Origin of the sequence: Mesorhizobium sp. L-8-10 (assembly GCF_016756635.1) — a bacterium.
In the GTDB taxonomy this organism is placed as follows: domain Bacteria; phylum Pseudomonadota; class Alphaproteobacteria; order Rhizobiales; family Rhizobiaceae.
In genome coordinates, this window is the sequence record NZ_AP023263.1 from 7,472,856 (window position 1) to 7,499,122 (window position 26,267).

The 26,267-nt window shown below is 59.7% G+C and carries 26 protein-coding genes; 14 read left to right on the plus strand and 12 right to left on the minus strand.

The window, feature by feature from the left end; all coding sequences use genetic code 11:
- Positions 1-198 precede the first annotated feature (198 nt).
- From JN280_RS34825 to JN280_RS34845, 5 genes are all read right to left on the minus strand, one after another.
- Positions 199-1,839, minus strand: coding sequence for an SDR family oxidoreductase (locus JN280_RS34825; RefSeq protein ID WP_202296335.1), 1,641 nt, complete (start codon positions 1,837-1,839; stop codon positions 199-201).
- A 183-nt stretch (positions 1,840-2,022) separates the two neighbouring features.
- A complete protein-coding gene (locus JN280_RS34830; RefSeq protein WP_202308789.1) occupies positions 2,023-2,556 on the minus strand; it encodes a nuclear transport factor 2 family protein in 534 nt (177 codons plus the stop codon).
- Positions 2,557-2,767: 211 nt separating this feature from the next.
- Entirely contained in the window at positions 2,768-2,995 is a 228-nt protein-coding gene (locus JN280_RS34835; protein ID WP_202308790.1) for a ferredoxin, read from the minus strand.
- Positions 2,996-3,033: 38 nt separating this feature from the next.
- The gene (locus JN280_RS34840) at positions 3,034-4,251 is read right to left on the minus strand and encodes a cytochrome P450 (RefSeq protein ID WP_010913582.1); all 1,218 of its coding nucleotides are present in this window, start codon (positions 4,249-4,251) and stop codon (positions 3,034-3,036) included.
- A 17-nt stretch (positions 4,252-4,268) separates the two neighbouring features.
- On the minus strand, positions 4,269-4,700 hold the full coding sequence (locus tag JN280_RS34845) for a hypothetical protein (protein ID WP_010913581.1): 432 nt from the start codon (positions 4,698-4,700) through the stop codon (positions 4,269-4,271).
- A 994-nt stretch (positions 4,701-5,694) separates the two neighbouring features.
- Here JN280_RS34845 and JN280_RS34850 point away from each other — a divergent pair.
- On the plus strand, positions 5,695-6,243 hold the full coding sequence (locus tag JN280_RS34850; RefSeq protein WP_096458527.1) for a peroxiredoxin: 549 nt from the start codon (positions 5,695-5,697) through the stop codon (positions 6,241-6,243).
- A gap of 74 nt (positions 6,244-6,317) precedes the next feature.
- A complete protein-coding gene (gene rpoN / locus JN280_RS34855) occupies positions 6,318-7,772 on the plus strand; it encodes an RNA polymerase factor sigma-54 (RefSeq protein WP_202308791.1) in 1,455 nt (484 codons plus the stop codon).
- On the opposite strand, the gene JN280_RS34860 is transcribed toward rpoN, so the two are convergent.
- The 4 genes from JN280_RS34860 to JN280_RS34875 form a co-directional block, all read right to left on the minus strand.
- Positions 7,769-8,416 carry a nitrogen fixation protein NifQ gene (locus tag JN280_RS34860; RefSeq protein ID WP_202308792.1) on the minus strand — a complete coding sequence of 216 codons (648 nt, stop codon included), beginning with the start codon at positions 8,414-8,416 and terminating at the stop codon, positions 7,769-7,771. The genes rpoN and JN280_RS34860 overlap by 4 nt on opposite strands.
- A complete protein-coding gene (gene fdxB, locus JN280_RS34865; protein WP_202308793.1) occupies positions 8,413-8,730 on the minus strand; it encodes a ferredoxin III, nif-specific in 318 nt (105 codons plus the stop codon). Before fdxB ends, JN280_RS34860 begins: the two co-directional genes overlap by 4 nt.
- On the minus strand, positions 8,727-8,930 hold the full coding sequence (locus JN280_RS34870; protein ID WP_027033180.1) for a CCE_0567 family metalloprotein: 204 nt from the start codon (positions 8,928-8,930) through the stop codon (positions 8,727-8,729). Before JN280_RS34870 ends, fdxB begins: the two co-directional genes overlap by 4 nt.
- A 618-nt stretch (positions 8,931-9,548) precedes the next feature.
- Complete coding sequence (locus tag JN280_RS34875) at positions 9,549-11,444, minus strand: ABC transporter ATP-binding protein (RefSeq protein ID WP_244743671.1); 1,896 nt, start codon at positions 11,442-11,444, stop codon at positions 9,549-9,551.
- Between the two features lie 682 nt (positions 11,445-12,126).
- Between JN280_RS34875 and nifS the strand changes: the two genes are divergently transcribed.
- The 12 genes from nifS to JN280_RS34935 all read left to right on the plus strand — a co-directional run bounded on the left by nifS (position 12,127) and on the right by JN280_RS34935 (position 22,992).
- Complete coding sequence (nifS, locus tag JN280_RS34880; RefSeq protein WP_202308794.1) at positions 12,127-13,383, plus strand: cysteine desulfurase NifS; 1,257 nt, start codon at positions 12,127-12,129, stop codon at positions 13,381-13,383.
- The gene (gene nifW / locus JN280_RS34885; RefSeq protein WP_202308795.1) at positions 13,364-13,744 is read left to right on the plus strand and encodes a nitrogenase stabilizing/protective protein NifW; all 381 of its coding nucleotides are present in this window, start codon (positions 13,364-13,366) and stop codon (positions 13,742-13,744) included. Before nifS ends, nifW begins: the two co-directional genes overlap by 20 nt.
- Before the next feature lie 186 nt (positions 13,745-13,930).
- Positions 13,931-14,782: an electron transfer flavoprotein subunit beta/FixA family protein gene (locus tag JN280_RS34890; protein ID WP_010913571.1), complete on the plus strand. Its 852-nt coding sequence runs from the start codon at positions 13,931-13,933 to the stop codon at positions 14,780-14,782.
- Positions 14,783-14,802: 20 nt separating this feature from the next.
- The gene (locus JN280_RS34895; RefSeq protein ID WP_010913570.1) at positions 14,803-15,909 is read left to right on the plus strand and encodes an electron transfer flavoprotein subunit alpha/FixB family protein; all 1,107 of its coding nucleotides are present in this window, start codon (positions 14,803-14,805) and stop codon (positions 15,907-15,909) included.
- A gap of 11 nt (positions 15,910-15,920) precedes the next feature.
- Positions 15,921-17,228 (plus strand): FAD-dependent oxidoreductase, encoded by a 1,308-nt coding sequence (locus tag JN280_RS34900; RefSeq protein WP_027056558.1) that lies wholly within the window; start codon positions 15,921-15,923, stop codon positions 17,226-17,228.
- A gap of 12 nt (positions 17,229-17,240) precedes the next feature.
- Entirely contained in the window at positions 17,241-17,540 is a 300-nt protein-coding gene (locus JN280_RS34905; protein WP_006333856.1) for a ferredoxin family protein, read from the plus strand.
- A 154-nt stretch (positions 17,541-17,694) separates the two neighbouring features.
- On the plus strand, positions 17,695-19,455 hold the full coding sequence (nifA, locus tag JN280_RS34910) for a nif-specific transcriptional activator NifA (protein ID WP_044548983.1): 1,761 nt from the start codon (positions 17,695-17,697) through the stop codon (positions 19,453-19,455).
- A 250-nt stretch (positions 19,456-19,705) separates the two neighbouring features.
- Positions 19,706-21,187 carry a nitrogenase cofactor biosynthesis protein NifB gene (gene nifB, locus JN280_RS34915; RefSeq protein ID WP_202308796.1) on the plus strand — a complete coding sequence of 494 codons (1,482 nt, stop codon included), beginning with the start codon at positions 19,706-19,708 and terminating at the stop codon, positions 21,185-21,187.
- A 32-nt stretch (positions 21,188-21,219) separates the two neighbouring features.
- Positions 21,220-21,414, plus strand: coding sequence for a 4Fe-4S binding protein (locus tag JN280_RS34920; RefSeq protein ID WP_010913566.1), 195 nt, complete (start codon positions 21,220-21,222; stop codon positions 21,412-21,414).
- A gap of 89 nt (positions 21,415-21,503) precedes the next feature.
- Positions 21,504-21,830, plus strand: a complete 327-nt coding sequence (locus tag JN280_RS34925) for a nitrogen fixation protein NifZ (RefSeq protein WP_096453587.1) — start codon at positions 21,504-21,506, stop codon at positions 21,828-21,830.
- A complete protein-coding gene (gene nifT / locus JN280_RS34930; RefSeq protein WP_010913564.1) occupies positions 21,827-22,039 on the plus strand; it encodes a putative nitrogen fixation protein NifT in 213 nt (70 codons plus the stop codon). Before JN280_RS34925 ends, nifT begins: the two co-directional genes overlap by 4 nt.
- A 41-nt stretch (positions 22,040-22,080) precedes the next feature.
- Complete coding sequence (locus JN280_RS34935; protein WP_044548978.1) at positions 22,081-22,992, plus strand: SIR2 family NAD-dependent protein deacylase; 912 nt, start codon at positions 22,081-22,083, stop codon at positions 22,990-22,992.
- A gap of 302 nt (positions 22,993-23,294) precedes the next feature.
- On the opposite strand, the gene JN280_RS34940 is transcribed toward JN280_RS34935, so the two are convergent.
- The 3 genes from JN280_RS34940 to gmd all read right to left on the minus strand — a co-directional run bounded on the left by JN280_RS34940 (position 23,295) and on the right by gmd (position 26,215).
- A complete protein-coding gene (locus JN280_RS34940) occupies positions 23,295-23,678 on the minus strand; it encodes a hypothetical protein (protein ID WP_069091040.1) in 384 nt (127 codons plus the stop codon).
- 395 nt (positions 23,679-24,073) lie between these two features.
- Complete coding sequence (locus JN280_RS34945) at positions 24,074-25,042, minus strand: GDP-L-fucose synthase family protein (RefSeq protein ID WP_010913562.1); 969 nt, start codon at positions 25,040-25,042, stop codon at positions 24,074-24,076.
- 72 nt (positions 25,043-25,114) lie between these two features.
- On the minus strand, positions 25,115-26,215 hold the full coding sequence (gene gmd, locus JN280_RS34950) for a GDP-mannose 4,6-dehydratase (RefSeq protein WP_010913561.1): 1,101 nt from the start codon (positions 26,213-26,215) through the stop codon (positions 25,115-25,117).
- Between the last annotated feature and the right edge of the window lie 52 nt (positions 26,216-26,267).

Sequence of the window (26,267 nt, forward strand, 5' to 3'; positions counted from 1 at the left end):
ATTGCGGGTGGGTCGCGGTATCGATGCGGCCTGGCGACGACGTAGTCGACGATCTTGCGCAAAGCCGCTTATCGTTCGGCGGCCGCAGGCAAGCGCCAAAACCTGGCTAGTCATTCGACCCTGATGACGAGTTTTCCGTCACCGATGAAGACGATCACTTGGCAAGCCGCGCTTGGCACGTTCCATGCAGCCGCAGTCTCAATCCTCGAACCTCGTCGGCTTCGACGAACCGCAACCCGTCGCCGGCGAACATTCCGTTGGATTTTCTTGATCGGTTGGCTGGGCGTTTCGCGCGTCAGCCAACGAGGTCAAGCCGCCGTCCACGTAGAGGGTCGAGCCGTTTACGTATGAGGCATCAGGCGAGGCCAGAAAGAACACTGCCTCGGCGACGTCTTCGGGCTCTCCCATCCGCCCCATCGGGATGCGCCGTTTGATCGCTACGGAATCGATGCAGCCGGACTCGACCAACTGAGCAATGTCAGGCGTACGGATATAGCCAAGAGCGACGGTGGCCGTTCGGATGCCGACCGACCCGAGTTCGGCCGCCATGCACCGGGTCAGAATGTTCATACCCGCCCTGGACGCCCCATAGGCATGGCGCGCCACGAAGGGCAGGAAACTATTGATCGATCCAAGATTGAGGATTACGCCGCCGGCGTCCATCGACTTGATCGCCTCGCGCGCGCAGGTGAAGGTGCCGGTGAGATTGACGTCCAGCACCCGCTCGATCTGTTGCGGGATTTCGATCCCTCGCACAAACGTATCGGCAATAGCAGCACAGTTGACGAGGACCTCGATGCGACCGAAGCGCCCCCGTATTTCCTCGAACAGCGCCACCACGTCGCTCTCGACCGCCAAGTCGACGGATTTCGCCACGTGCCTGCCGCCCAGCAAATCAGCGAGTTCTGCCGCCCCAGCACCATCTTTATCAGCAATCACGACTGTGTCGGAGTTCGCGGCAAAGCGGCGAACGACGGCGGCGCCTATACCGTTCGCGCCGCCCGTCACGACCACTGTGCGCGCGCCAGTTCGTTCGGCCGGCCGGAAGAGTTCGGCTCGAGGCGTCTCGTCGACCGGCGGGTGCGCGTCGCCCGGCTGGTTGAACGACATCCAACCGCCGTCGACCGTCAGCACCGATCCTGTGATGTAGCCCGTCTGTGCGCTGGCCAAAAAACGCACGGCCCGAGCGATCTCGTCGGGGCGCGCCATTCGCCCCATGGGCACGCGGCGGCGCACGGCCGCGAGGTCCATCTTGCCCGCACGTTCCAGTTCCGCCACCATCGGCGTGCGCACGTATCCTGGCGCTACCGCCGTTACGCGGATGCCGCGCGAGGCCCACTCGCATGCAAGCGATCTCGTGAGAGCGATCAAGCCTGCCTTCGAGCTGGCATAGGCGTTGCGCTTGGGATTGCCGAGCACGCCCGCCAGCGAAGCGACGTTGACAATGGCAGCGCCGGGCTGCATGCGCCTCGCCGCTTCGCCGGCCATGATGAAAGGCCCGATCAGATTTGTTGCCAGCACGCGTCGGAAGGCCTCGAAACCGGTGTCGATAGTCGCAGCCATGGCGGGTCCTATCGCCGCGTTGTTGACGAGAACATCGATTTTCGCGAACTGCGCTTCGATGCGGCCGTATAGGGCGACAATGTCCTCTTCTCGTGAGACATCGCATTCGAGGCCCAGATGCGGATGGCCGAGACCGCCGGCCAGTTCAAGAACGCCGCTGCCAGGAAGGTCCACCGCAACGACGATGTCTCCATCGGCGGCAACGATCTCGACCAGCGCACGGCCGATTCCGCCTGCCGCTCCCGTTATGATGACGACCCGTCCTGCCTGCTTCATATGAACCTCTCCGCAGCCAGCGTCAGAGATATCGACGCGAGTCAGCCGCAAGACCGGTCGCGGACGTCCTGGTGACGGCGAGTTTCCATACCGGGTAGACGTGTTGCGTTCCGCGACCGCTCCCGCGACGCGGCTCCGCAATTGGGAGCCTTGGAAAGCATTGTGGTGACATGCATGGCATTTTCATTTTGATGACGAGCTGCGGCGCTTCCTGAGCGCGTTAACCGGGTCATTGGGATGCGCTGCTCCGATCGGTTGCCGCAAGCCGAACCGTTCTGCCTCGGGGACCGCTGGTGGGGTCTGCTCTTCGAGCCAATCGTAAACGACGGTCCGTTCGGCAATGCGCCACGCCCCTTCCCTCTTCTGAAAAAGATCGCAGTAACGGCCGCAGAGAAGCACCTGGCGTGCTTCTCCGTCATTGTCTGGTCCGCGTTGCAGCGCGGTGAAATAGCTTTCGACCACGGCCTCCGACGGGTCGATGAATTCGATCAAGACGTTCGTGATCTGGTGGATTAAGCGCGGTCCGGTTTTGAAGAGACCAAGCGCAAACTCAAAGAAGCCCTCGGCTGAGCCGCGATAGGCACCGTGATTGTCATGCGCATCGGGCCAATATGCACTGCGCAGCGCAGCCTCATCCGCGCGGTCTATGCCGCGGCAGTACCGATAAAGGCAGTCGCGGATCGCCTCGCGGTCGCGCAGTTCGGTGATTTTTGCCATCGCTCTGTCGCAAATTTGAGATTGGAAGAGGCGTTTCGTGCCTCTAGGTGCGTGCAAGGTCGAACCGATCGGCAACTGAAGAAGCCAGAACGGAGACGAACTTCACGTGTCGCGTGCGTGTCATTGAGGTCTCGATGCCGGAGAGGAGGTTGGCAGGGAAGCGGCCGGACATCTTGCTTTGCGGTGTGGGGCCACGTCTCGTCGATTCCACCTAAGCTTCCCCAGTTCTTGGTTGCATGGCGGCTGGTTCGAACCGCGCTGCCGAGGTGCGATCGACTTCCAGCGCACGTTCGGGGCAGGATCGCGCGCCTTGTGACGCAAGCAGTTGCTCCCCCTCCGCAACCTGAATGTCACCGGGCAGGATGTAGCCATCGTCATCAAGCTTGAAGATGTCCGGCGCGTGACCCTGGCATTTGGCATTGTGGACGATAATGCGCATAGCGCTGCCTCCATTGTCTTGGCATGGCTCGGCGATGGTCATGACCAGTCCAGGATCAGATTTTCGATCCCGAACACATGGCCGCCACAGGTGATGGGCGCTGTACCCTCCTTGATCCGGAAGGTCGGTATGCGCGCCAGCCATTCCTCCAGGCCAATGACAATCTCGCGCCGGGCAAGGTGTGAGCCAAGGCAACGGTGGGGACCATAGCCAAAGGCGGCGTGGCGGTTGTGATCTCGCGCCAGATCGACCGTGTTGGGGGATTCGAATTCCTCCGGGTCGCGATTTGCAATCATCGTGGCGCACGAAACATAGTCCCCCTTTCGGATCGGCGCGCCTTCGAAGTCGATATCTTTCGTAGCCACGCGGATCAACTGAATGGGCGGATAGGCCCGCAGCAACTCTTCGGTTGCGAGCAGGATGCGGGCCGGTTCGCTGCGCAGCAGTTCCTGATCCTTGAGGTTGCGCGCTAGATAAGCCAGGTCAAAGCCAATAGCTGCTGCGACAGTGTCAAGTCCCGCGACGAACACAAGCACGCCGATGCCACGGATCTCCCCGTCGGTTAGCCGGCGGCCCTCGATCTGTGCCTGCACGATGAAGGTCATGAGATCGTCGACCGGATCCTTGCGGCGATTGGTTGCAAGTTCATCGATGAAAGCCACAATCTTGCGGGCAGCCACAGGTCGTTCCACATCGTCGCCGTGGAGCAGATCTTTCGCCCAGCCGACAAATGTATCGAGTCCCTGATCCGGCAACCCCAGAAACCGAAGGAAGATGCTGACAGTGAACGGAAAGGCAAAATCCTTCATGACGTCGCAGCTCGTGGCCGATGCGGTGATCCGGTCGATCAGGGCTATCGCTCGCTCACGGACAGCCGGTTCCAGTGCCGTCACCCGCTTGGGCGAAAGCAGCGGACTGAGCAGTGAGCGAAATGCGCCATGGGCCGGTGGATCGAGCTCAAGCGGGATCGTCGGCCAGGTTTCGCCCAGTATGGAGGAGAAGATGCTGCGATGGCTGGAAAAAGTTTCAGTGTCCTGCAGCACCTTACGCTGATCTGCGGCGCGGGTGATGACCCAGGTGCCCCGGCCATCTTGCGTGTTGTAGGGGGAATAGAAGATCGGAGGCCCGTCATGGGCGCAAGCGACGGCTGCGTGTGGATCCCCGTTGGGCGTTGGTGGCATGCCTGGCGATGTGAACAGGCTGAAGTCTCTCACCATTTCGGGCGGGACATGATCTGGGACCGGGTTGATCGCCATTGCATTTCTCCTGCCGTCTAACCACTAACCAGGCCGCGCACCATGGCATCTTGGTCATCTAGAGAGCCGACGAGCGAAATCGTCGGAGACCCGGCGTTTTCCAGCTTCGAACGGCGAACCGGAATGAAGCTCTTGCTCCACAGCGGTTCGGGGTCGATCATCTCTGCGAGGATATCCGCAGCGCGGCACGCGAAAGACCGGTTGGCCGCCGAAGTGCTCGCCGGTCTCCTCAAGCGCCGGCGAGAGGGCAGGAGCAAGCACATTCTGGTCGAACCGTATCTGCAGATCGATCGGTGGCCATTGGCCGGTGCCGGGCGGTTGTGGCGGTGACGCCAGTCACGCCGGTCGATATTGCATTCCGCGGGCAATGCCCGTTTCGGATAGAATCTGAACTGACGCTGACCTGACATGTCGTCTTCCTTCATTGCATTGAGCGCGATATCACTCACGAATGGACGCCAGTCGGTATCTCCTGCCGTCTCACATGAGAGCTTCAAAAGTCGTGCCAACGGCGCGGAAAGAGCCCTGCAGGAGATTTTCTACATATCATTCAACAGCTTGAACGAATGCGCAGCCGCAAGCCTGGCTGTCCCGGACATGACAAACCCGACAGCAAAGTCGCGGCAGCTTCAAAATGCTCCGAGAGCACAAGGCGGCTTTTTCCATCACCTTGGGACCGTGCCCGCCTCACGCAAGCGCGGTTCAGAAAGATCACATGGCCAGCTTGCTAATGGACGTGCTGGCTTTTTTGTACCCGTTGTCGATTTCGAAGCGGTCTCGCGAGCGTCGATAGGGCGAAGCGCGTGGGCCTGTCAGCCGTCTCAATCCTGAGAACGGAGGCCATAGGGACCCTCGTCAGGTTAACCCCGATCGACTCCTGTCCCTCGTTCCGAGTTTGAGCCCAGATTTTCGCTTCGAATACGAGCCACGTGTTCGCCGCGCCGGCGACCCGGCGACCCTCCGGTCCGACTTCCGACATTTTTGTCCAGCTTCGGACAAAGAGGGTCGCGGCTTGATACCCATAAAGGGGATCCCCTCCGCCCAGAGCCCACGATCTGGTGATTATGGGCGCGCTCGGTCTCGGCGAAGGCATGGTTCTGGCCGCTCAAGGCAAAGAGGGTCGCTGCAAAAAACAGTGTGAACCCAAGCCTAAATCAAATGGCATGGCGCTTGCGTCGTACTCGGCAGAACCCATCACAAGGTGGCCAGGAGTAAGACCATTGCTGACATCGCGACGCCCCGTACAAGCGCGTACCGTTCTCGTTGCCGCGGCAAATCGAGGGCTCGTTTCTTCAGACGCCCATGCTTGCGAGCGGTTTTGCCATGGCTGATCCAAGGCCGACACAAAACGCGCGGCGCCCGGCCGAATTGCCGGCCGAGGTCGATGCCGTGTCAGTTTCAACCGAAAAAGCAGCGCACCAGTTTTCCTCCAGGAGCACATTGATGACCGTCAAAAAAAAGGTTCCTTTCGTCACCTTTCGCACGCGTGTTCGCGATGACTCCATCGAGGGGCCAAACCCGTACCGCTGGGAAGACAAGACATCCGACGACTATTTCCGCGGCAAGCGCATCATCCTGTTCTCGCTGCCCGGTGCCTTCACCCCGACCTGCTCGACCTTGCAGTTGCCCGATTTCGAAATGCTCTACGACGAGTTCGAGAAGGAGGGAATTGACGCGATCTACTGCGTTTCCGTCAACGATGCCTTCGTCATGAATGCCTGGGGCAAGGCCCTGGGGCTGCAGAAAGTCCAGCTCATCCCAGACGGCTCGGGCGAGTTCACCCGCAAGATGGGCATGCTGGTTGCCAAGGACAATCTCGGCTTCGGCATGCGCTCCTGGCGCTACGCTGCCGTGATCAACAATGGCGTAGTGGAGCAGTGCTTCGAGGAGGACGGTTTCTGCGACAACTGCGAGGCCGATCCCTATGGCGTATCGTCGCCGCAGAACGTCCTTGAAACGTTGAGAGCCGCCAAAGCCGTGACGGCTGCATGATCTAGACGAGTCAACGTCTCGAAAATCCCCTTGCACAAGGCGAAGGGTCGCTCGGTAGGAGTTTCACGCTAGCCATGGAGTCCTCAGCAAGCCTGCTTCAGCGTCAGAAGCAATCGTTGGTTTTGACGCCGCAAATGATGGAATCCATTCGCCTGTTGCAACTGGCGCATCCCGAACTGCATCAGTTCGTCGAGCAGGAAATCGAGAAGAACCCCTTTCTGGAACGGGCCTCAAACCGGGCGCCGAAGGACATTCCGTCGATTTCGGCCGGGAACCCGCGCATCGGGCCGACCACGGGCGGAATATCGGATCGGGCCTCGCAGTGGAAATCAATCCGCGGCAAAAACAATGTCCAACCGGGGGGAAACCATGCGTTCGAAGATTCCTGGATGTCCATCGAAACATTGCACGACCATGTCGCTCGTCAGATCGCTCTCAGCGCATTCGCGCCGCTGGAGCGGCGAATAGCTGGCGAGCTTGCCGGTCATCTGGAAGACACCGGATACCTTCCGGTGAACCTTTCGGAACTGGCCCGCAGCCTGAATGTCCGGGAGGCTGTTGTGGAACGGGTTCTCGGAACCTTGCAGCAGTTCGATCCACCGGGTATTTTTGCGCGAACTCTCAGCGAATGCCTTGAGATACAATTGCGGCAGCTAGACAGGTTCGACCCGGCAATGGCAGCGCTGGTCGCCAATCTTGAAGCGCTGGCGCGACGCGATTTTCAAACATTGAAGCGCCATTGCGGTGTCGATGAAGACGACCTTCTCGAAATGTTGCACGAAATCCGCGCGCTCGATCCCAAGCCCGGAAACCGATTCCAATCCGGAGGGCCTGAATCGATCATTCCCGACGTCTTGGTCCAGCCCTCTCCCGGAGGTGGGTGGCAAATCGAACTCAATCCAGACACGCTGCCTAGGCTGCTGATGAACCAAAACTATTTTGCCCAGGTCTCCCGCCTAAGCGCTCAAAATTCGAAAGATCAGTCATTTCTCAACGAATGCCTCCAAAACGCGAACTGGCTAATCCGCAGCCTTGATCAGCGCGCCAAGACGATCCTCAAGGTAGCGGCTGAAATCATCCGCCAGCAGGACGCCTTTTTTGAACATGGGGTCGCCCACCTGCGGCCTCTCAATCTCAGGACTGTCGCGGATGCGATCAACGTGCACCAGTCGACGGTAAGCCGGGTAACGTCGAACAAGTACATGCTGACCCCGCGCGGCGTGTTCGAACTGAAGTATTTTTTCACTGTCGCGATCGGCTCCTCCGAAGGCGGCGACGCGTACTCCGCCGAAGCTGTTCGCCATCAAATCAAGGCGATGGTTGCCGTGGAATCGCCCAACGAAGTGCTTTCAGACGACGACATTGCCACCCGGCTCAAGGAAACCGGGATCGACATTGCTCGCCGCACCGTTGCGAAATATCGTGAGGCGCTGAACATCCCGTCCTCCGCGCGACGTCGCCGGGAAAAGCGCGTGCGTCTTCGATGCCAATCAAGCCCGGTCGGCGGCGGCGACGAAAGCGGCTCTTAAGCGAGCCCGTTCTTGATCCGTGCCAAGTGGCTTTCGCCTTCCTCCGGGCCAAAACAGCTTTCGAAATCGCCGCATTCCTGACAACTGGGCGCGGTGCATAGCGAAAAGCCTTCAGCCTCGCAGAGCTTACGATAGAAATACTTCTTCCATTTCATGTTTTTGGTGTTGCCGGCCGCCAGCGCCGGGAAATGCCTGGCCATTAAGCGGCTGAGTTCGGCCCGATTGAAAAGGCCAAGGTCCTGCCACAGATGGTCATTGCGCAAACTGCGCCTGGCGATGATCTTGGCGAAGAGGGTGCTCGCCGGATCGCCTGGCCTGGCATGCCCAATAAGCAAGCCGCGCAGAAGCCCTTCCTCCATATCCGGCTCGGGATCGGTCAGCTTTTCCAGCGCGAAGGCGTTGACGGGAACAGCCGGGAAATAGCGTGTCATGACATCTCGCAGGTCGGCACGCGAAAGGCCGGTTGCTTCGGTCGCGGTCGCCTTGCCGGCCTCGACCCCCTCGAACGCGAGGTAGAAAACACAGGCAAGCACATGCCGGTCGAACGCCGCCGCCTGGTCTGTCGGCGGCCATTGGCTGGTGCTGAAACAGCCACGGTGATGGGCGAATGTGGCGCCGTTCTGCTGGTCTTGTTCCCAGCTCATGCAGCAAGCTGGTCGGCCGCAAGGTGGCTCTGGCAGTTCTTCGGGCAGACGCGGCCGCAGGCGCCGCAGCCGATGCAGCGGCCGGCATGGTCGACGATCATGACCATGCGGTTGAGCTCGCCGTCGAAGTCGTCGTCCTCGCCCGCGCAGATGCCGAGGATTTCGCCTGCGTCATCGACGCCATGAAGGTGCATGACCTCGCGCGAGCAGACCTTGAAGCAGCGGCCGCAGCCGATGCAGGTCGCGCCATCGATCGCCGTCAGATAGTGCGGCGTCCAGGGAGAGCCGTCGCGGGTGACGAAAGCGCCCGTCATTGTGAATTCTCCAACGCTGCGAGTTCTTCCTTTGCCGCATCCAACTCGGCAAAAACCTCGAAGGCTTTCCAGGCGACCGCCTCGATCTCGGTCCAGTTGACCGGAAGGTCCTCGGCAAGGTCGTGCAATTCCATCTTGGCGGCTCCCGCGCGCGACTGCAGCTTGCGGACCTTCTTCTGCAACAGCGCAAGGTCTGACATGATCCCCTTCCTCGCAAGCCGGTCGTTACGCCCGCGCCATGTCGGGACGCGCTTCGATGGCCACGAGCGCATCGCCGGCGCGCCGGCCTCGGCGGGTTTCCGGAACGTCTCGAAGCCGAACCGGTGATGCCGATGGACGCTGCAGCCAGCTTATGCAATCCCGCGCGGCGAGACGCAGGTCCGTATCCTTCGAGTTCGGCATAAGAGCGGTTGAGCGCAGACGACAATCAAGATCTTGTTCCCGACGTCGACGCGGGCGGTGAGCGCATATTGTGAGGGTGTCGATTTGGCGACGCCCCTATGCCAGAGAAGGCGGATCTCGCGTGGATCCGGCGCGTTGCTTTCCTTCGCTCCATTGATCGCATCAACCAGGATCTAAATAATCGCGAGGCGGCTGCCGCCTCAGGAGGAAGCCTCAAGCGCCGTGCCGGGAACGCAGGACGCAGCTCATAAAAAGTTGTCTTCATCCCATTCATGGGTTTGCTCAAGAGCGCGGCAGGAAGACAGGCCGGCACCAGGCGTGTCGTGGATTGGACAAGCCCGACGACAGGTTGCGGCCGCCTTTTCAGGAACGGCCCGACAGGATTGCTGGGGAGGCAAGCTGAATTCACGCCGCGTTCAACCGCGTTGCACATTGGTCTCATCCCACCCCCTTGTCAGCTCCAAGGCCTGCCGCTCGAACAGGCGGCGGTAGATGCCGTCGCGACGGATCAGCGCGGCATGGTCGCCCTGCTCGGTGATGCAACCACGGTCGAAGACAAGCAGCCGGTCGAGTTCGCGCACCGTCGAGAGCCGGTGCGCAATGACGAGCGTGGTGCGCCCGACCATGAGCCGCTCCATCGCCTTCTGGATCAGCACCTCCGATTCCGAGTCGAGGCTCGATGTCGCCTCGTCCAGAATCAGGATCGGGGCATCGGCGAGGAAGGCGCGCGCTATCGCCACACGCTGGCGCTCGCCGCCTGAAAGCTTCACGCCGCGTTCGCCGACCAGCGTACCATAGCCGTTCGGCAGGCGCGCAATGAAGTCATGCGCGCTGGCGAGCCGCGCCGCCTGCTCAATGTCGGATCGAGAAGCACCCGGCCGCCCATAGGCTATGTTCTCGGCCAGCGAGCGGTGGAACAGGAGGGGCTCCTGCTGTACGATCGCGATCTGCGAGCGCAGCGAGGCCTGCGTCACCCGCGAGATGTCCTGCCCATCGATCAAGATTCGTCCAGCATCCAGGTCGTAAAGCCGCTGGATGAGCTTGACGAAAGTGGTCTTGCCGGAGCCAGAGGGGCCGACCAGACCGACCCGTGCGCCGGCCTCAATCGAAATCGACAAGTCGCTGTAGAATGGCGACCAATGATTGCCGTAGTGGAAATGGACGCTCTCAAAATCGATGTGACCCTTCGTGATTCGGATCGGCTTGGCGCCCGGAACATCGGCCACGTCGGGCGGCTGGCTGTAGGTTTTGACCAGTTCCTCCATCTCATTTACAGAGCGCTGGATGGTGCGCACGTGCATGGAAACATCACGCAAGTAGCCATACAGGACGGTGAAAGACGCGAGCACCAAGGCGATGTCACCTGGGGTCGCCTGGCCGCGCGACCACATAAATAAGGCATAGCCGATCAAAGCCGCTCTCATCGCAAGAAGCATGATCCCCTGGAAAGCAGCACTGACCGTCCCGCGCACCCAGGTCCGGCGGGTGCGGTGCCGCCACTTGGAGATGACTTTCGCGAGGCGATAATCTTCCCGCGCTTCGGCGCCGAAGCCTTTGACCACCGCGTTACAGCTGATCGCGTCCGCAAGCGAGCCGCCAAGCCTCGTATCCCAGTTGTTGGCGAGGCTTGCCGCTGGCGCCACATAGCCGAGCGACAGGATAATGATCAGCGCCACATAGCCAACCGAGCCGCAAGCGATGATTAGCCCCATCATCGGCCAATACCAGCCGAGCAGGACGCTCGACCCCACGAGCATGATGAGCGAGGGGAACAACGCGAAAAGGATCGTGTCGTTGAGGAGGCAGAGCGCCCACATCCCGCGCGTGATCTTGCGCACCGTCGAGCCGGCGAAGGTTTTCGCATGCCAATCGGTCGAAAAGCGCTGGACGCGATGGAACGCGTCGCTGGCGATGTCCGACATCATCTTCAGAATGAAGTCATTGACGGCAATGAAGGCGACGTTGCGCATGACGACGGCGCCGAGTGTGAGCGCAATCAACATTGAAAAGGCCGCAAGAGCCGCATCCCACACGACGGCGTCGGCTGCCGCTCCTTGGGCGACCGCGTCCACGAGCCGTCCGGAATAAAACGGAGTCAGGACGTCAAGGAGCGTGGCGACAAGCATCGCGATCATAATGATCGCGAGCCGGACCGGCTGCTTGCTCCAGTGGCGCATGGTGAAGGCGAAAACGTCGCGAAAGGCGGCGCCGCGGAGATCGATGTGAAAACGCCGCGTGGCTTTGTACGAGCGCAGCAGGCCGCTCGGTCTCAAGAAACCCGAAATGGAAGGTCTGCGTGAGGACGAAAACATCGCTCGGAATGCGGGTGACTGATCTGGACCTGACATGTTGCTTTCTTTCCTTCGTTCCATCGATCGCGATGTCACCCGCGAGATGAATATCGGCCGCGGGCACGCGCTGCCCTACGAGGAGAGAACCGCAAAAGCCGCGCCAAAGCTCAGAAAGAAGCTCAGAAGAATTTTCTGCATATTCTACAATGACAAACGAGATCTCAGCAGGGCAACGGGGGCGTAACAGTGCCGTGTCGCGCACTCGACAAACCCGACAGGACGCCTCGGTCGCGCCGGCATCCTTGGCGAACGGCCCGACAGGATTGCTCCTCACGCGAAGCGGAATTCACGCCGATTTAACGGCGTTCCGCGTTGAACAATTCCCTCCGATGTCGGACATGCGACATAGCAGTGTTGGAGCCATCATGTTGTTTTGAAATGATCCCCTCCTTTGGCACGGTCCATGCGTAGCTGTTCGAGGACGCGTCCCGGCCTGAAGGAGAAACAGTCCATGATCCAGCACACCGAAACGCCCTGGCCTAAAGACGGCGCTTTCCCGAGCCGGCGCAAGCCTGGCGCATCAAGTCGAGGCGAGCGGCCGCGCCGGCTCCAAGAAGCGCGCGGCAACTCCTTCGGCTAGCCATCATCATGACAGACCGGAAGTGCGCTTTGCGTGATTGCGCTCAGGAGAAGGATCACATCAATGAGGCCTGTTTATCTGGATAACAACGCAACGACACGGGTCGATCCTGAAGTCGTTCAAGCGATGCTGCCGCTTTTTACCGACCAATTCGGCAACCCTTCGTCGAGCCACGATTTTGGCACTTCCGCCGGGGCGGCGGTGAGAAAGACGCGCCTGCAGGTGCAAACGCTCATCGGCGCGGAGTTCGACGACGAGATTACCTTCACCTCGGGCGGGACGGAAAGCGACAACGCCGCGATCCTTTCAGCGCTCGAGGTGATGCCTGAGCGCACAGAGATCGTGACTTCCGCAGTCGAGCATTCGGCCGTGCTGACGCTTTGCGCCCACCTGGAGAAGACGCGCGCCATCAAGGTGCATAGGATCCCGGTGGATCGCCACGGCCGGCTCGACCTCGACACTTATAAGGCCGCCCTCACCCCGCGCGTGGCGATCGTCTCGATCATGTCGGCGAACAACGAGACCGGAACGATCTTCCCGGTGGTCGAGCTTGCTGAGTTGGCCAAGGAAGTCGGCGCCCTTTTTCATACCGACGCGGTGCAAGCGGTCGGCAAGCTTGCGATCGACTTGAAATCGACGGCAATCGATATGCTGTCTCTCTCCGGTCACAAATTACACGGACCGAAAGGGGTCGGCGCACTTTATGTAAAGCGCGGCGTGCGCTTCTGTCCGCTGATCAAGGGGGGAGGCCAGGAGGGCAACCGCCGCGCCGGCACGGAGAATACGCCAGGCATCGTCGGTCTCGGCGTGGCAGCCGATCTTGCCTTGAAATTCATGGACGACGCGAACATACGGGTAAAGGCGTTGCGCGACCGCCTGGAGAAGGAACTTCTCCAAAGCATCCCACACGCCTTCGTCGCCGGCGATTTGCTAAAGCGGTTGCCGAACACCGCAAACATCGCCTTTGGAGATATCGAAGGTGAGGGCATACTGCATTTCCTCAATCGCGAGGGCATTGCCTGCTCCTCCGGCTCTGCTTGCGCCTGCGGCTCGCTGGAGCCGAGCCACGTCTTGGTGGCGATGAATATCCCCAATAACGCGGCACACGGCGCAATCCGTTTCTCCTTTTCGCGCAACAACGGCGAGGAGGACGTCGACCGGGTGCTCGAGGTCATGCCCGGGATCGTGAAGAAGCTGCGTGAGCTTTCCCCATCTGCCAGCCAGGCGAGAGAACTTCAATCAACTCCAGGCCTGGGCGACAAGGCAAACCCGACAACCGTTTCCGGCCCAGGAGAATGCAATGCGCAGTTGTTTCGCTGAAAGCCGCGCCGTTGTCACCGACATCCTCGCCCGGCTGAAGAGCCTGTCGGCTGCGGAGGAGTTCTTCGCAGTCCTTGGCATCTCTTATGATCCGAAGGTGCTCAATGTCTCACGGCTGCATATCCTGAAGCGCATGGGCCAATATCTCGCTGAAGAGGATTTCGCCGGTCTTCCCGACGGGGTGATCGCCGCGCGGGCGCGTGCGACGTTGGAACGCGCCTATGAGGATTTCGCGACATCCTCGCCACTCACCCACCGGGTCTTCAAGGTGCTCAAAGAGCACGATCCCGACAAACCGGCCACTCGGGACCACACCTTTGTCCCGTTCGAGTCGATCCTGAGGCGGTTCGGGACAGAATGAACGCGACACGAGTGCGACGCGACAATGTCGAAAAGCCGACAAACTCGGTCATCACGACGGTACCGTTCGGAAGAAAACAACCCCATGTCAAAAGGAAACAGAGCAACGCAAAGCGGTTGGCACGAATGATGCTGCGAAGGAGATGAACGCCAGGGCCGCTTGCGGATTGGAGCCGAGAAAGACGCAATGCACATTGTAATCTGTATCAAGCAGGTGCCGGACTCCGCGCAGATACGTGTCCACCCGGTGACGAACACGATCATGCGCCAGGGCGTGCCGACCATCATCAACCCTTACGACCTGTTCGCCCTCGAAGAGGCACTGAGATTGCGCGACGCCCATGGCGGCGAGGTCACCGTGCTTACGATGGGTCCGCCGATGGCAGAAGATGCGCTGCGCAAGGCGCTCACCTATGGCGCCGACCGCGCGGTACTCTTGACCGACCGCTGTTTTGCCGGCTCCGACACGCTGGCGACCTCCTTCGCGCTTTCTCGGGCAATCGTGAGAATTGGCGAGACCTTCGGCGCGCCGGACATCGTCTTCGCCGGCAAGCAGACGATTGACGGCGATACCGCCCAGGTCGGGCCCGGCATCGCTAAGCGCCTCGGCCTCCTGCAGTTCACCTATGTGGCGAAGATCGACTCTATCGATGTCGATGCTCGCGAGATCACCGTCAAGCGCCGTTCGGAAGGCGGTACGCAGATGCTGAAAAGCAGGCTGCCTTGCCTCATCACAATGCTGGAAGGCACCAACGAAATCCGCAGAGGCTCGCTCGAGGACGCCATGCGCGCCGCGCGCAGCCAGATCGTGAAATGGAGCGCGGCCGAAGCTGGCATTGAGGACCTCAACAAATGCGGCCTGCGCGGCTCGCCGACGGTCGTCAAGCGCGTTTTCGCCCCTACCACGCGGGCGGAAAAGGCGACGCAGATCGACATGACCGACAAGACGCAGCACGACCTCGCTGACGAACTGATCGCCTCAATCTTTACCCGCCAGCCAGCGCTGGAACACGAACTCGCCTTCGACGGCGGCCAGTGACGGGACGGCAAGGAGAGATGATGTCGAACGCGAACCGCGAAGCCCCTCCTTCCGCCGGCCGTGCCGGCATCAAGAGGGAATTGCCTGAGCACTTTAGGGACTATCGGCACGTCTGGGTTTTCATCGAACTGGAACGCAGCGAGGTCCATCCCGTGTCCTTCGAACTGCTTGGCGAAGGCCGCAAGCTCGCCGACAAGCTAGGCATCCAGCTTGCGGGGATCGTGCTTGGACCGCCGGGTGACGCGACGCAGCATGCCGTTGCCGAGGCCTTCGCTTACGGCGCCGACCTTGTCTACCTCGTCGAGGCACCGTTGCTTGCCGACTATCGCAACGAGCCTTTCACTAAGGCGATGACGGATCTGGTCAATACCCACAAGCCGGAAATCCTGCTTCTCGGTGCGACCACGCTCGGCAGGGATCTCGCTGGCTCAGTAGCGACGACCTTGCTGACAGGGCTCACTGCCGACTGTACCGAACTCGATGTAGATGTCGACGGTTCGCTCGCCGCGACCCGTCCGACTTTCGGGGGTTCCTTGCTGTGCACGATCTATACGCTCAACTACCGGCCGCAGATGGCCACGGTACGACCGAGGGTTATGGCCATGCCACCGCGGACGGACAAGCCGGTCGGGCGTGTCATCCGGCACAAGCTGTCAATGACCGAGGAAGAGATCATCACCAAAGTCCTTGGCTTCAACCTCGATCGCCAATCGGCAAAGGCAAATCTCGCCTACGCCGACATCGTGGTTGCCGGAGGCCTCGGTCTCGGCTCAGCGGAGAATTTGCAGCTTGTGAAGAATCTAGCGCGGGCAATCGGCGCCGAATATGGCTGTTCGCGCCCGTTGGTCCAGAAGGGCTGGATGCCTGCCGATCGGCAGGTTGGCCAAACGGGCAAGACCATCCGGCCAAAGCTTTACATAGCGGCCGGGATTTCCGGCGCCATTCAGCATCGGGTTGGCGTGGAGGGGGCTGATTTGATCGTAGCCATCAACACCGACCCGAACGCCCCGATCTTCGAATTTGCCCATCTCGGCATCGTCACCGACGCAATCCGTTTCCTGCCGGCATTGACGGAAGCTTTCACCCGGCGGCTGTCGCCGCACAGCCACGACAAGCTTGCGAGCTAAGGGAGAGGGCCATGATCGAGGAAGAATTCGACGCCATCGTCGTCGGGGCCGGTATGTCCGGAAACGCGGCCGCCTACACCATGGCAAGCCAGGGCCTGACGGTGCTGCAGTTGGAGCGCGGCGAGTATCCGGGCTCCAAGAATGTCCAGGGCGCCATCATGTACGCCGACATGTTGGAGCAAATCATTCCGGATTTCCGGGATGATGCGCCTCTCGAGCGGCATCTGGTCGAGCAGCGATTCTGGGTGATGGACGACACCTCCCACACCGGGATGCAGTATCGATCGGACGATTTCAACGAGGCGAAGCCCAATCGCTACACGATCATCCGCGCCCAATTCGACAAGTGGTTTTCGCGCAAGGTGCGCCAGGCCGGCGCGACGGTGCTGTGCGAGACGACGGTGACCGAACTTGTCCGCAATGCCAGCGGCAAGGTGATCGGCGTGCGCACCGACCGGGCTGGCGGGCCGATCTACGCGGACGTCGTCGTGCTCGCAGAAGGTGTCAACGGACTGCTCGGTACACGGGCCGGCCTGCGCAAGATGCCGAAGCCAGAAAGCGTGGCGCTCGCTGTCAAGGAAATGCATTTCCTACCCGATGAGGTCATTGAGCAGCGGTTCGGCCTCCAGGGCGACGAAGGCTGCGTGATCGAAGCGGCGGGCACGATTTCCCGCAGCATGGCCGGACTGGCCTTCCTCTACACCAACAAGGAGTCGATCTCTCTCGGCATTGGCTGCCTCGTCTCCGATTTCGCCCAGACAATGGAGAGCCCTTACGTCCTCCTCGACAACTTCAAAAACCATCCTTCGATCCGGCCGCTGATCGCGGGCTCGGAAGTCAAGGAGTATTCCGCGCATCTCATTCCCGAAGGTGGCTACAAGGCAATTCCGCAGCTCTTCGGCGACGGTTGGGTGGCGGTCGGTGATGCCGCCCAACTGAACAACGCTATTCACCGCGAGGGTTCGAACCTTGCCATGACTTCCGGTCGCATCGCGGGCGAGGCAATCATTGAGATCAAGGGCCGCAACCAGCCGATGATCAGGAGGAACCTCGCCCTCTACAAGACCATGCTGGACAAGTCCTTCGTAGTCAAAGACCTGATGAAATATAAGGACATGCCGGCCCTGATACACACCAATTCCCGCAATTTCTTCATGACTTACCCGCAGTTGATGTCGCAGGCCGCGCAGAACTTCATGCGGGTCGACGGAACCCCGAAAATCGAGAAGGAAAAGGCGACCACTGCTGCCTTCATCAAGGCGCGTTCGCGCTGGGGGCTGATCAGCGATGTGGTCCGCCTGGCACTCGCCTGGCGCTGAAGGAGAAACAGGATGACGATGGCCGTGACGAAGTTACGTGTCGAGGAGAAGCTTTATCAGAACCGCTATCTGGTCGATCCGGGCCGCCCGCATATCAAAGTGCGACCGCACGAGAGGCCGAGCGCGAACCTGCTCGCGCTGACACACATCTGCCCGGCCAAATGCTATGAGTTGAACGACAAGGGACAGGTGGAGACCACTTCCGACGGCTGCATGGAATGCGGCACCTGTCGCGTGCTGTGCGAGGCCAGCGGTGAGATCGTGTGGAATTACCCGCGCGGCGGCTTCGGCGTTCTCTTCAAGTTCGGATGACTGGCGCAAAGAGCGGGAAACGAGAGGCTCGGAATGCGGTCAAGACCGCCAATATGTTCACAATTGCCGAAAGCTGAAAATACTATGTTTCTGGAACTCAAAATACAAGAAAGGGCTTGGGAGGAGCACCTTGGACAACCCTTGAGGTGTTTGCATGGCTCACATGCTTCCAGATCAGGTCGGTGAAATTGTATCTCGGAACACCCCGCCTGAACCTGCGGTCGAAGCGGCGCGCAATGCGGACAGCTTGCTCGGGGGAATCTACGAGATATCGAAGATTCTGACTGCCCCGACCCGGCTGGAGATTACGCTTGCCAATGTCGCGAATATCCTCTCCTCGTTTGTGCAAATGCGTCATGGCGCAATTGTCGTCCTGGACGCTGAAGGAGAGCCGCAGATTAGCGCAACTACCGGCGGCGCTGTGCCTCAGTCAGCCATCGGCAGTGTCATACCCCAGGCCGTAATAGACAAAATCGTCGCTACTGGAGTGCCGATCGTCATACAAGACACAAGCACGTCGGAGCTGTTTCAGGCCGATCCTCAATCGACCAGCGGCACGATCGCAACTGCGTTTATCGGTGTCCCGCTAAAGGCTGAGGAAAAGATCTTCGGGACGCTGTCGATCGACCGGGTCAGGAACGGTACCACCAAGTTCCGTTACGAGGAGGACTTACGTTTCCTGGCCATGGTCGCCAATCTGGTCGGCCGGACCATCCGCCTGCATCGCACTTTGAGCACGGCTGGTCAGCGACTTATCGAGAAGCAACCGAGACCAGAGCAATCGCTCGACGAGGACAGGACCCATCCGGCCCGACATCCGCATGTCAAGATCGACGGAATCATCGGAGAAAGTCCCGCACTCAAGCAAGTGCTGGAGATCGTCTCGGTCGTGGCCAGGACCAATTCTACCGTGCTTCTGCGAGGCGAAAGCGGTACCGGCAAGGAGTTCTTTGCACAGGCCATCCATAAGCTTTCGCATCGGAGGGAGAAATCCTTCGTCAAATTGAACTGCGCCGCATTGCCCGAAAGCGTCTTGGAATCGGAGCTCTTTGGCCACGAGAAGGGCGCCTTCACCGGGGCTATCCTGCAGCGCGCCGGCCGGTTCGAATTGGCGAATGGCGGAACCCTGCTGCTTGATGAAATCGGCGAGATTTCGCCTGCCTTTCAAGCCAAGCTGTTGCGCGTCTTGCAGGAAGGAGAACTTGAGCGAGTGGGCGGCACCAGGACCCTAAAGGTTGACGTGCGGCTCATATGCGCCACCAACAAGGACCTCGAGATGGCTGTCCGGAATGGAGAGTTCAGGGCCGACCTTTATTACCGCATCAATGTGGTGCCAATAGTCTTGCCTCCCCTCAGAGAGCGGCCGGGCGATATTCCACGCCTTGCCAAAGCTCTCCTCGATAGATTCAACAAGGAGAACCATCGCGATCTTGCCTTCACGCCGTCGGCGCTTGACCTGATCTCGCAATGCTATTTCCCTGGCAACGTGCGTGAGTTGGAGAATTGTGTGCGACGGACGGCCACACTTGCGCGATCAATGACAATAACTCCGTCGGATTTTGCCTGCCAGAACAGCCAGTGCCTTTCTTCGCTTCTGTGGAAAGGAGTCGGCCGTTCGCACGGCGCCTATGCCGTCGACGAGTTCGCACGTGGCAATATGATGCCGGTTGGATCGCCGCTGCCTGCCATGCGAGTCGGCCCCTCCCAGAATGAGGCATCGCCCGGCGAGACCTGCGACCCCAACCATCCAGCTTGCCCAGCAATCAACCAGCGTCTGACGGAACGCGACCGACTGATCGATGCGATGGAGAAAGCCGGCTGGGTTCAGGCCAAGGCGGCTCGTTTCCTCGGTCTCACGCCGCGGCAGGTCGGCTATGCTCTGCGCCGGCATCATATCGAAGTGAAGAAGTTCTAAACGTCCCTGATGACATCAAACGTGGGGGCGCGGTTGCTGCCCGCACCGGGCGTAACTGAGACAAGACGTCACTTTTCGCGTTGCTTTTGACCGTTGTCGGCGACCTGACAAAACCGTGTCGCAGGAAACGGACACAATTGGACACAAAAGGCCGACGTAAAAGCCAACATGACGGATAAGACCGCTTTTGGGGTTGGCATATCTCTTGCGCTCTGAAGTGCGATGTTCACACCACGCACGGAGCCGCTCCATGTCCGCACCGATGATTTCGCTACAGGGCCTTTCCGGCAAGACAGTCTTCGATCAGTCGCCGGCGAGAGCGAAATCCGGTGGCTGCGCATCTTCATCCTGCGGCTCCTCCGCGAAGCCGCACGAGATGGACTCGGCCGTCTGGGAGAAGATCAAGGATCATCCCTGCTTTTCAGAGGAAGCGCACCACTATTTCGCGCGCATGCATGTGGCGGTCGCCCCAGCCTGCAATATTCAATGCAACTACTGCAATCGCAAATATGACTGCGCCAACGAAAGCCGGCCTGGGGTCGTTTCGGAAAGGCTGACGCCCGACCAGGCGCTGCGCAAGGTGATCGGGGTTGCCAACGAAGTGCCGCAGCTTTCCGTGCTTGGCATCGCCGGACCGGGCGATGCCTGTTACGACTGGAAGAACACAAAGGCGACATTCCAACGGGTCGCCAAGGAAATCGGCGACATCAAGCTGTGCATCTCAACCAACGGGCTCGCGCTGCCAGACCGCGTCGCCGAGCTTGCCGAAATGAATGTCGATCACGTGACGATCACCATCAACATGGTCGACCCGCGGATCGGTGCCAAGATCTATCCGTGGATCTTCTATGGCAACCGCCGTTATACCGGCGTTGAGGCCGCCACGATCCTGCACGAACGACAGATGTCGGGGCTGGAGATGCTGACGGCGCGCGGCATCCTCACCAAGATCAATTCGGTAATGATCCCCGGCGTAAACGATGAGCACCTGATCGAGGTGAATAAATGGGTCAAGGAGCGCGGCGCGTTCCTGCACAATGTCATTCCGCTGATTTCCGACCCGGCGCACGGTACGCATTACGGCCTGAGTGGGCAGCGCGGCCCCAAGGCAATGGAGCTGAAGGCCCTTCAGGATCGTCTCGAAGGCGGCGCCAAGTTGATGCGCCACTGCCGGCAGTGCCGGGCCGATGCTGTCGGCCTGCTCGGCGAGGATCGTGGCCAGGAATTCACGCTCGACCGGCTTCCCGACAAGGTCACGTACGACGCCAGCAAGCGCGAGACATATCGGGCAGTGGTCGCGCGCGAGCGGGGCGATCGCCTGGCGGCCAAGAGCGAGGCGCTCGGGATGGTCAAGACCGCAGGCTCCGGCAAATCGCTTCTGGTAGCGGTGGCGACCAAGGGTGGCGGCCGCATCAACGAGCATTTCGGCCATGCGAAGGAATTCCAGGTTTATGAGGCCTCTCCGAAAGGGATCAGTTTCGTCGGTCATCGCAAGGTCGAACAGTATTGCCTCGGCGGCCGGGCCGAGGACAAGAGCCTCGACGGCGTCATCTCTACGCTCGAAGGCGTAGACATCGTGCTGTGCGCGAGAATTGGAAATTGCCCCGAGGATCGTCTCAAGGAAGGTGGGATCCGAGCAACGGAGGCTTACGGGTATGACTACATCGAGACCGCGATCGGCGCGCTTTACGCCGCCGAGTTTGGGAGTGAGCCACTGGCTGCGACGGCCTGAGCCGCCTCATTCTAACCGAACCGGAGTTGAAAATGGCCTTTAAGATCATCGCTTCCCAATGCACCCAGTGCGGTGCCTGTGAGTTTGAATGCCCTTCGGGCGCGATTAAGTTCAAGGGCGAGACCTACGTGATCGATCCGAAAAAGTGCACCGAATGCGAGGGGACCTTCGAAACGCAGCAATGCGCCTCGGTATGTCCGGTGTCGAAGACTTGCGTCCCTGCCTGACCTCCATTTCGGCTACTGACACGGTCGAGGCGCCTCCGCAGGACCATCGACCTCTGTTGGAAAGCTGCAGCCGAGAGAAAGGAACGGCCATGAGCCTCGGACGCGAACAGGACATCGAAATCCGTACACCCCCGCGATTCATGCCGGGTGAGCGGGTCCGCGCCACACGCCACATAAAAAATGACGGCACCTATCCGGGCAAGGAGATCGGTGAAAATCTGGTGCGCAAAGGCGACGAGGGCTATGTGCGCGACATCGGCACCTTTCTCCAGCAGTTCTACATCTATGCGGTCGAATGGGTCGATCGCGGCACCGTCGTCGGCATGCGTGCGCGTGAACTCATGAGCCTTGAGACGGCCCGGACTCCTTCCAGTGCCGAAATCGGTGCTGGGTTTGACGAAGGAACGGCCCGATGAGGGTAATGATCCGCAGGACCCGTGCTGGCTTGTCGGCATATATTCCCAAAAAGGATCTCGAAGAGCCGATCATCAAGGTCGACAACGAACACTTATGGGGTGGCGCCGTGACGCTGAAGAACGGCTGGCGGCTAGTCCTGCCCGACCTTCCGCGCGATACGCCTTTGCCGATTACCGTGGAAGCAAGGAAGATTTCCGACGAGGACTGACCTTCGGGTTGACACAAAGAGAGCGGCAAAGGGATACGAGCATGAACACAATGACCTCGGGCCATCTCGTCGTCATTCGGGACAGTTTTGCCGAAAGGCAGCTTGACCTTTTGAAGAAAGGGCTCGCGGCCGATCAGGTCATTCCCTATCTCGGCCCGGGTCTGCTTGAGATCCGCTCCGCGGGACCGCCCGTACCGCATACCCCCGAAGCCGTTGCCGCAGCGCTCAACAAGCGCGCGCCAGCCCCTTCGAAGATTCGCACCAACATGTGGTCGGTAGCGCAGTATATCGAACAGCGCCGGCACCGCCGGACGCTTCAAGTTTGGATGGCCGAAATATTCGCGGCCCCGGTGGTGCCGACCATCTTGCATGCCTGGCTTGCAACGCTGCCGCTCTCCGTGATCGTCGACAGCTGGTACGACGGTGCCATGCGCGCGGCTCTAATACAGACCCGCCGAACGGACGTCGTCGAAATACAGGGCGTAACACGGGCGCACGAGATCGGTGACATTTGGACGAAAGCCTACGATTTGTCCGGGATATTACTCGAATCCGCACCAGCGGCGAAGACGGTTCTCTACGCCCCTCACGGCGGTGCCAGGCCGGCCGCAAACTTCCTCGTCGCAGATTCCGACTACGTTGAAGTGCTGAGCGAAATCGACATCCAGACGCCGATCCCTGACCTGGTGAAGGAACGGCGAGCTAGTCGTGGTCTTTTCTTCATCGGCTGCCGCTTCAACGATCAGATGCTGCGCACCTATGCCCGGCAGATCATGAAGCGCTCCAATGGCCCACATTTTGCGGCAATCGATACAGCGACGCTGACCAAGAACGAGCGTCGTTTCCTTGCGGCAAGCGCAATCACGGTCATTGACATGCCGACGGGTCAGGCCGCAGCCCGTCTCGTCGGACTGGGCGAGACATTGCATGAAGCCAAACGGGGTATCGTTTGAGCCATTCTCAGACACCTCAACATTGCCGAAAAGGTAAAACGGGCAATTGACTTCCGGGTTTTTCAACAACTCCGAGAGGCACTCTGAAAAGCTACGACGGTTATTGCATTCGAGGCTGCAGCGGATATGGCATTCGATGCTGCGGATGAACACAGCGGCGACGGGCTCGAACCAGCCGAGCAGAGCATAGTCTGGCGCCAGGGTTGTCGCGGCGAGCGGTCGCAGCTGATCGGCTTCACTTGGCGGTAAAAGCTGTGGCACGGCGCGATGACCAGGGCCGGTTGGGGTCGATGCCAATCGAGCTAAGGCCAAGCGTGCTCACCGCATAGGCGGTCACCTGCCACTGCCATATAGGCGGTCACCTGCCACTGCCATCCCAGAGCGTCAGGATGATCGCGTTGCGCGACAGCTTGGCGCGCCGCAGACGCGAGCGATTGGTTCAGGGCAGCCCGCTTCGCCATCAACGAGACCCGCTGCTGCATGAGTTGTAACGCCCGCACCACGGCGCCGCGAATCCGCGCTTGTGGCGCCATGACCTTGAGGCGAGTGAGTTCGGCGCTAACAACGCAGACTGAACCAATCCGATCAGCCCGGCCCATGCCGGAGAGCACGGCGACCAATGCCGCCAGCTCCACCACGCAGGGGGACACGATCCCGCCTGCGGCTAAGCGCGAGTTGAAAAGCATACGTCGACGCCCGCCATTTCCGCATGCACCGCCTTGGATAAGGCCTGCCTCTTGGCATGATGCGGGCCTGGTTGGCTTTCCTGTCGATGCCAGCTTCGTAAGCAGCGGCTCCCGCGAGGTCGAGCAGTTCTAACTGGCGGCTTGAGTTGACGGCGCTCACGCACAGCCGTTCCAGGTGCGGCCAGTTATGCGGCCTTCCCCTTCCCATTTGGCTTGGGCAAGCTTCTGGGTGATCCTCTGCATCGCCGGTCGCAGAGAGGTCCGGTCTGCAAAGTCAGCACAGGCCACTATTGCGGCCGCCTCGAGATGTATGCGTCCCTCTCATCTGTTTGGCCGGACTGGGCGAGCTTGCACCCGGTCGGACATGCAGTCCAACCTGGATGCGCGCTTCCACATCAAGCCGCATGAAGGCGAAGAAAATCCTCATACGTCGCTTGCAACCCGGCACCAAGAGACGTTTTGGCTTTCCAGCCAAGGTTACGCAAGCGCGTTACGTCCAGTAGCTTGCGCGGAGTACCGTCTGGCTTCGTCGTGTCGAACACCAAATTGCCCTCCCAGCCGACCGCCGCCTTGACGAGTTCCGCCACCTCGCGAATTGTGACGTCCTCACCAACGCCAACATTAATCAGGGGCGCAGTGTCGGGGGCTGTCAAGGCGTCAAAATCCGAATCTGGCAGGCCAAGCAGGAACGCAATGGCATCGCCTACATCCGACGAATACATAAACTCTCGCCGAGGATTTCCGGATCCCCAGACCCCCACAGAGGAGTCGCCGTTCATTTTAGCTTGATGAAAGCGGCGTATCAGAGCAGGCAGAACGTGACAATTTTCGGGGTGATAATTATCGCCGGGACCATATAAATTGGTCGGCATCAACGCGAGATAGCGCGCCTTGTACTGCCGGTTGAAAGACCAGCACGATTCGACACCTGCGATTTTTGCCAAAGCGTAGGGACGATTCGTCGCTTCAAGCGGACCGGTGAGAAGGTATTCCTCCCGTATCGGCTGCGGACAGTCGCGTGGATAGATACACGAGGAGCCAAGAAAAATCATCCGTTCGACGCCGGAAGCGTAAGCGGCATCAAAAACACTGACTTGAATCGCGAGGTTGTTATGAAGGAAATCGACAGGGGAGCTGGCGTTCGCCAGTATACCACCAACCTTCGCGGCGCACATAACGACGTAATCTGGCCGCTGCGACATGAAGAACCTGCGCGTCTCGCTCCGGTCAAATAGATCCAGTTCGTCGTGAGTACGTGTTATTATCTCATAGGATCCTAACGCCTCGAGGGCTCTCATCGTGGCCGATCCAACAAGGCCGCGATGGCCTGCCACATAGACTTTCTTCATCTTTTTGTTTTCCATTGTTAACGCTCTGGGCGCTCCTTAAGAAGGCCACCATAGCACTGACAACAACCCCGCATGGCGCCGCCGTTGTCAGCATAACTCTCGTGGACTGTGTGAATAATAACCCTGATTCATCAGCACTGCTTCACGCTCCGCCATGCGCAAATCTTCCCGAACCATCTCCCTAACCAATTCGATGAAGGAGATTTTGGGCTCCCACCCAAGTTTTTCTTTCGCCTTGCGGGCATCGCCGAGAAGTGTCTCGACTTCTGCAGGACGAAAATAGCGGGGATCTACTTTTACGATCAGAGCTCCCGTCTTTGCATCGTACCCCTCTTCGTCGACCCCTTCCCCCACCCAACGAACATCGATGCCGAGTTCAGCGGCCGCGACGGTGACGAATTCGCGCACCGAATGTTGCTCACCGCTAGCGATCACAAAGTCTTCAGGTTGCTGCTGCTGCAGCATCAACCACTGCATCTGGACGTAGTCTCGAGCGTGCCCCCAATCGCGACGCGCATTAAGGTTGCCGAGGAATAGAGTGCGTTGCATTCCAAGCTTAATCCGAGTCAAGGCGCGCGTGATTTTGCGAGTTACAAATGTTTCTCCGCGCGCAGGTGACTCATGATTAAATAAAATGCCGTTACATGCATACAAATTGTAAGATTCTCGATAATTTACGGTGATCCAGTGAGCATACAATTTGGCAACAGCGTAGGGGGACCGGGGGTAGAACGGTGTCGTCTCGGTCTGTGGCGTTTCCCGCACCAGCCCGTAGAGCTCAGACGTCGAGGCTTGGTAGTAGCGCGTATGCTTGACGAGCCCCAGGATCCGAATTGCCTCGAGGATACGCAGCGCACCCAAGGCATCGGAGTTCGCGGTGTATTCTGGTTCTTCAAAGGAGACTGCAACGTGGCTCTGAGCTGCCAAATTGTAAATTTCGTCCGGCTGAACCAGTTGGATGACGCGCGTAAGGCTCGACGAGTCTGTCAAGTCCCCGTGGTGAAGTGTAAGATCAACGCCACTTTCATGAGGGTCATGATAGAGATGGTCTATACGGCCCGTATTAAAAAGAGACGATCGTCTCTTTATCCCATGCACAGAATAGCCCTTTTCTAAAAGCAATTCTGCGAGGTAGGAACCGTCTTGCCCCGTAACCCCGGTGATTAAAGCTACTTTTCTCTTTGACAAGCTTGAATCCTTTTGATTTTGACGCGCCCATGAAAACGCTCGCCTGCGGCGG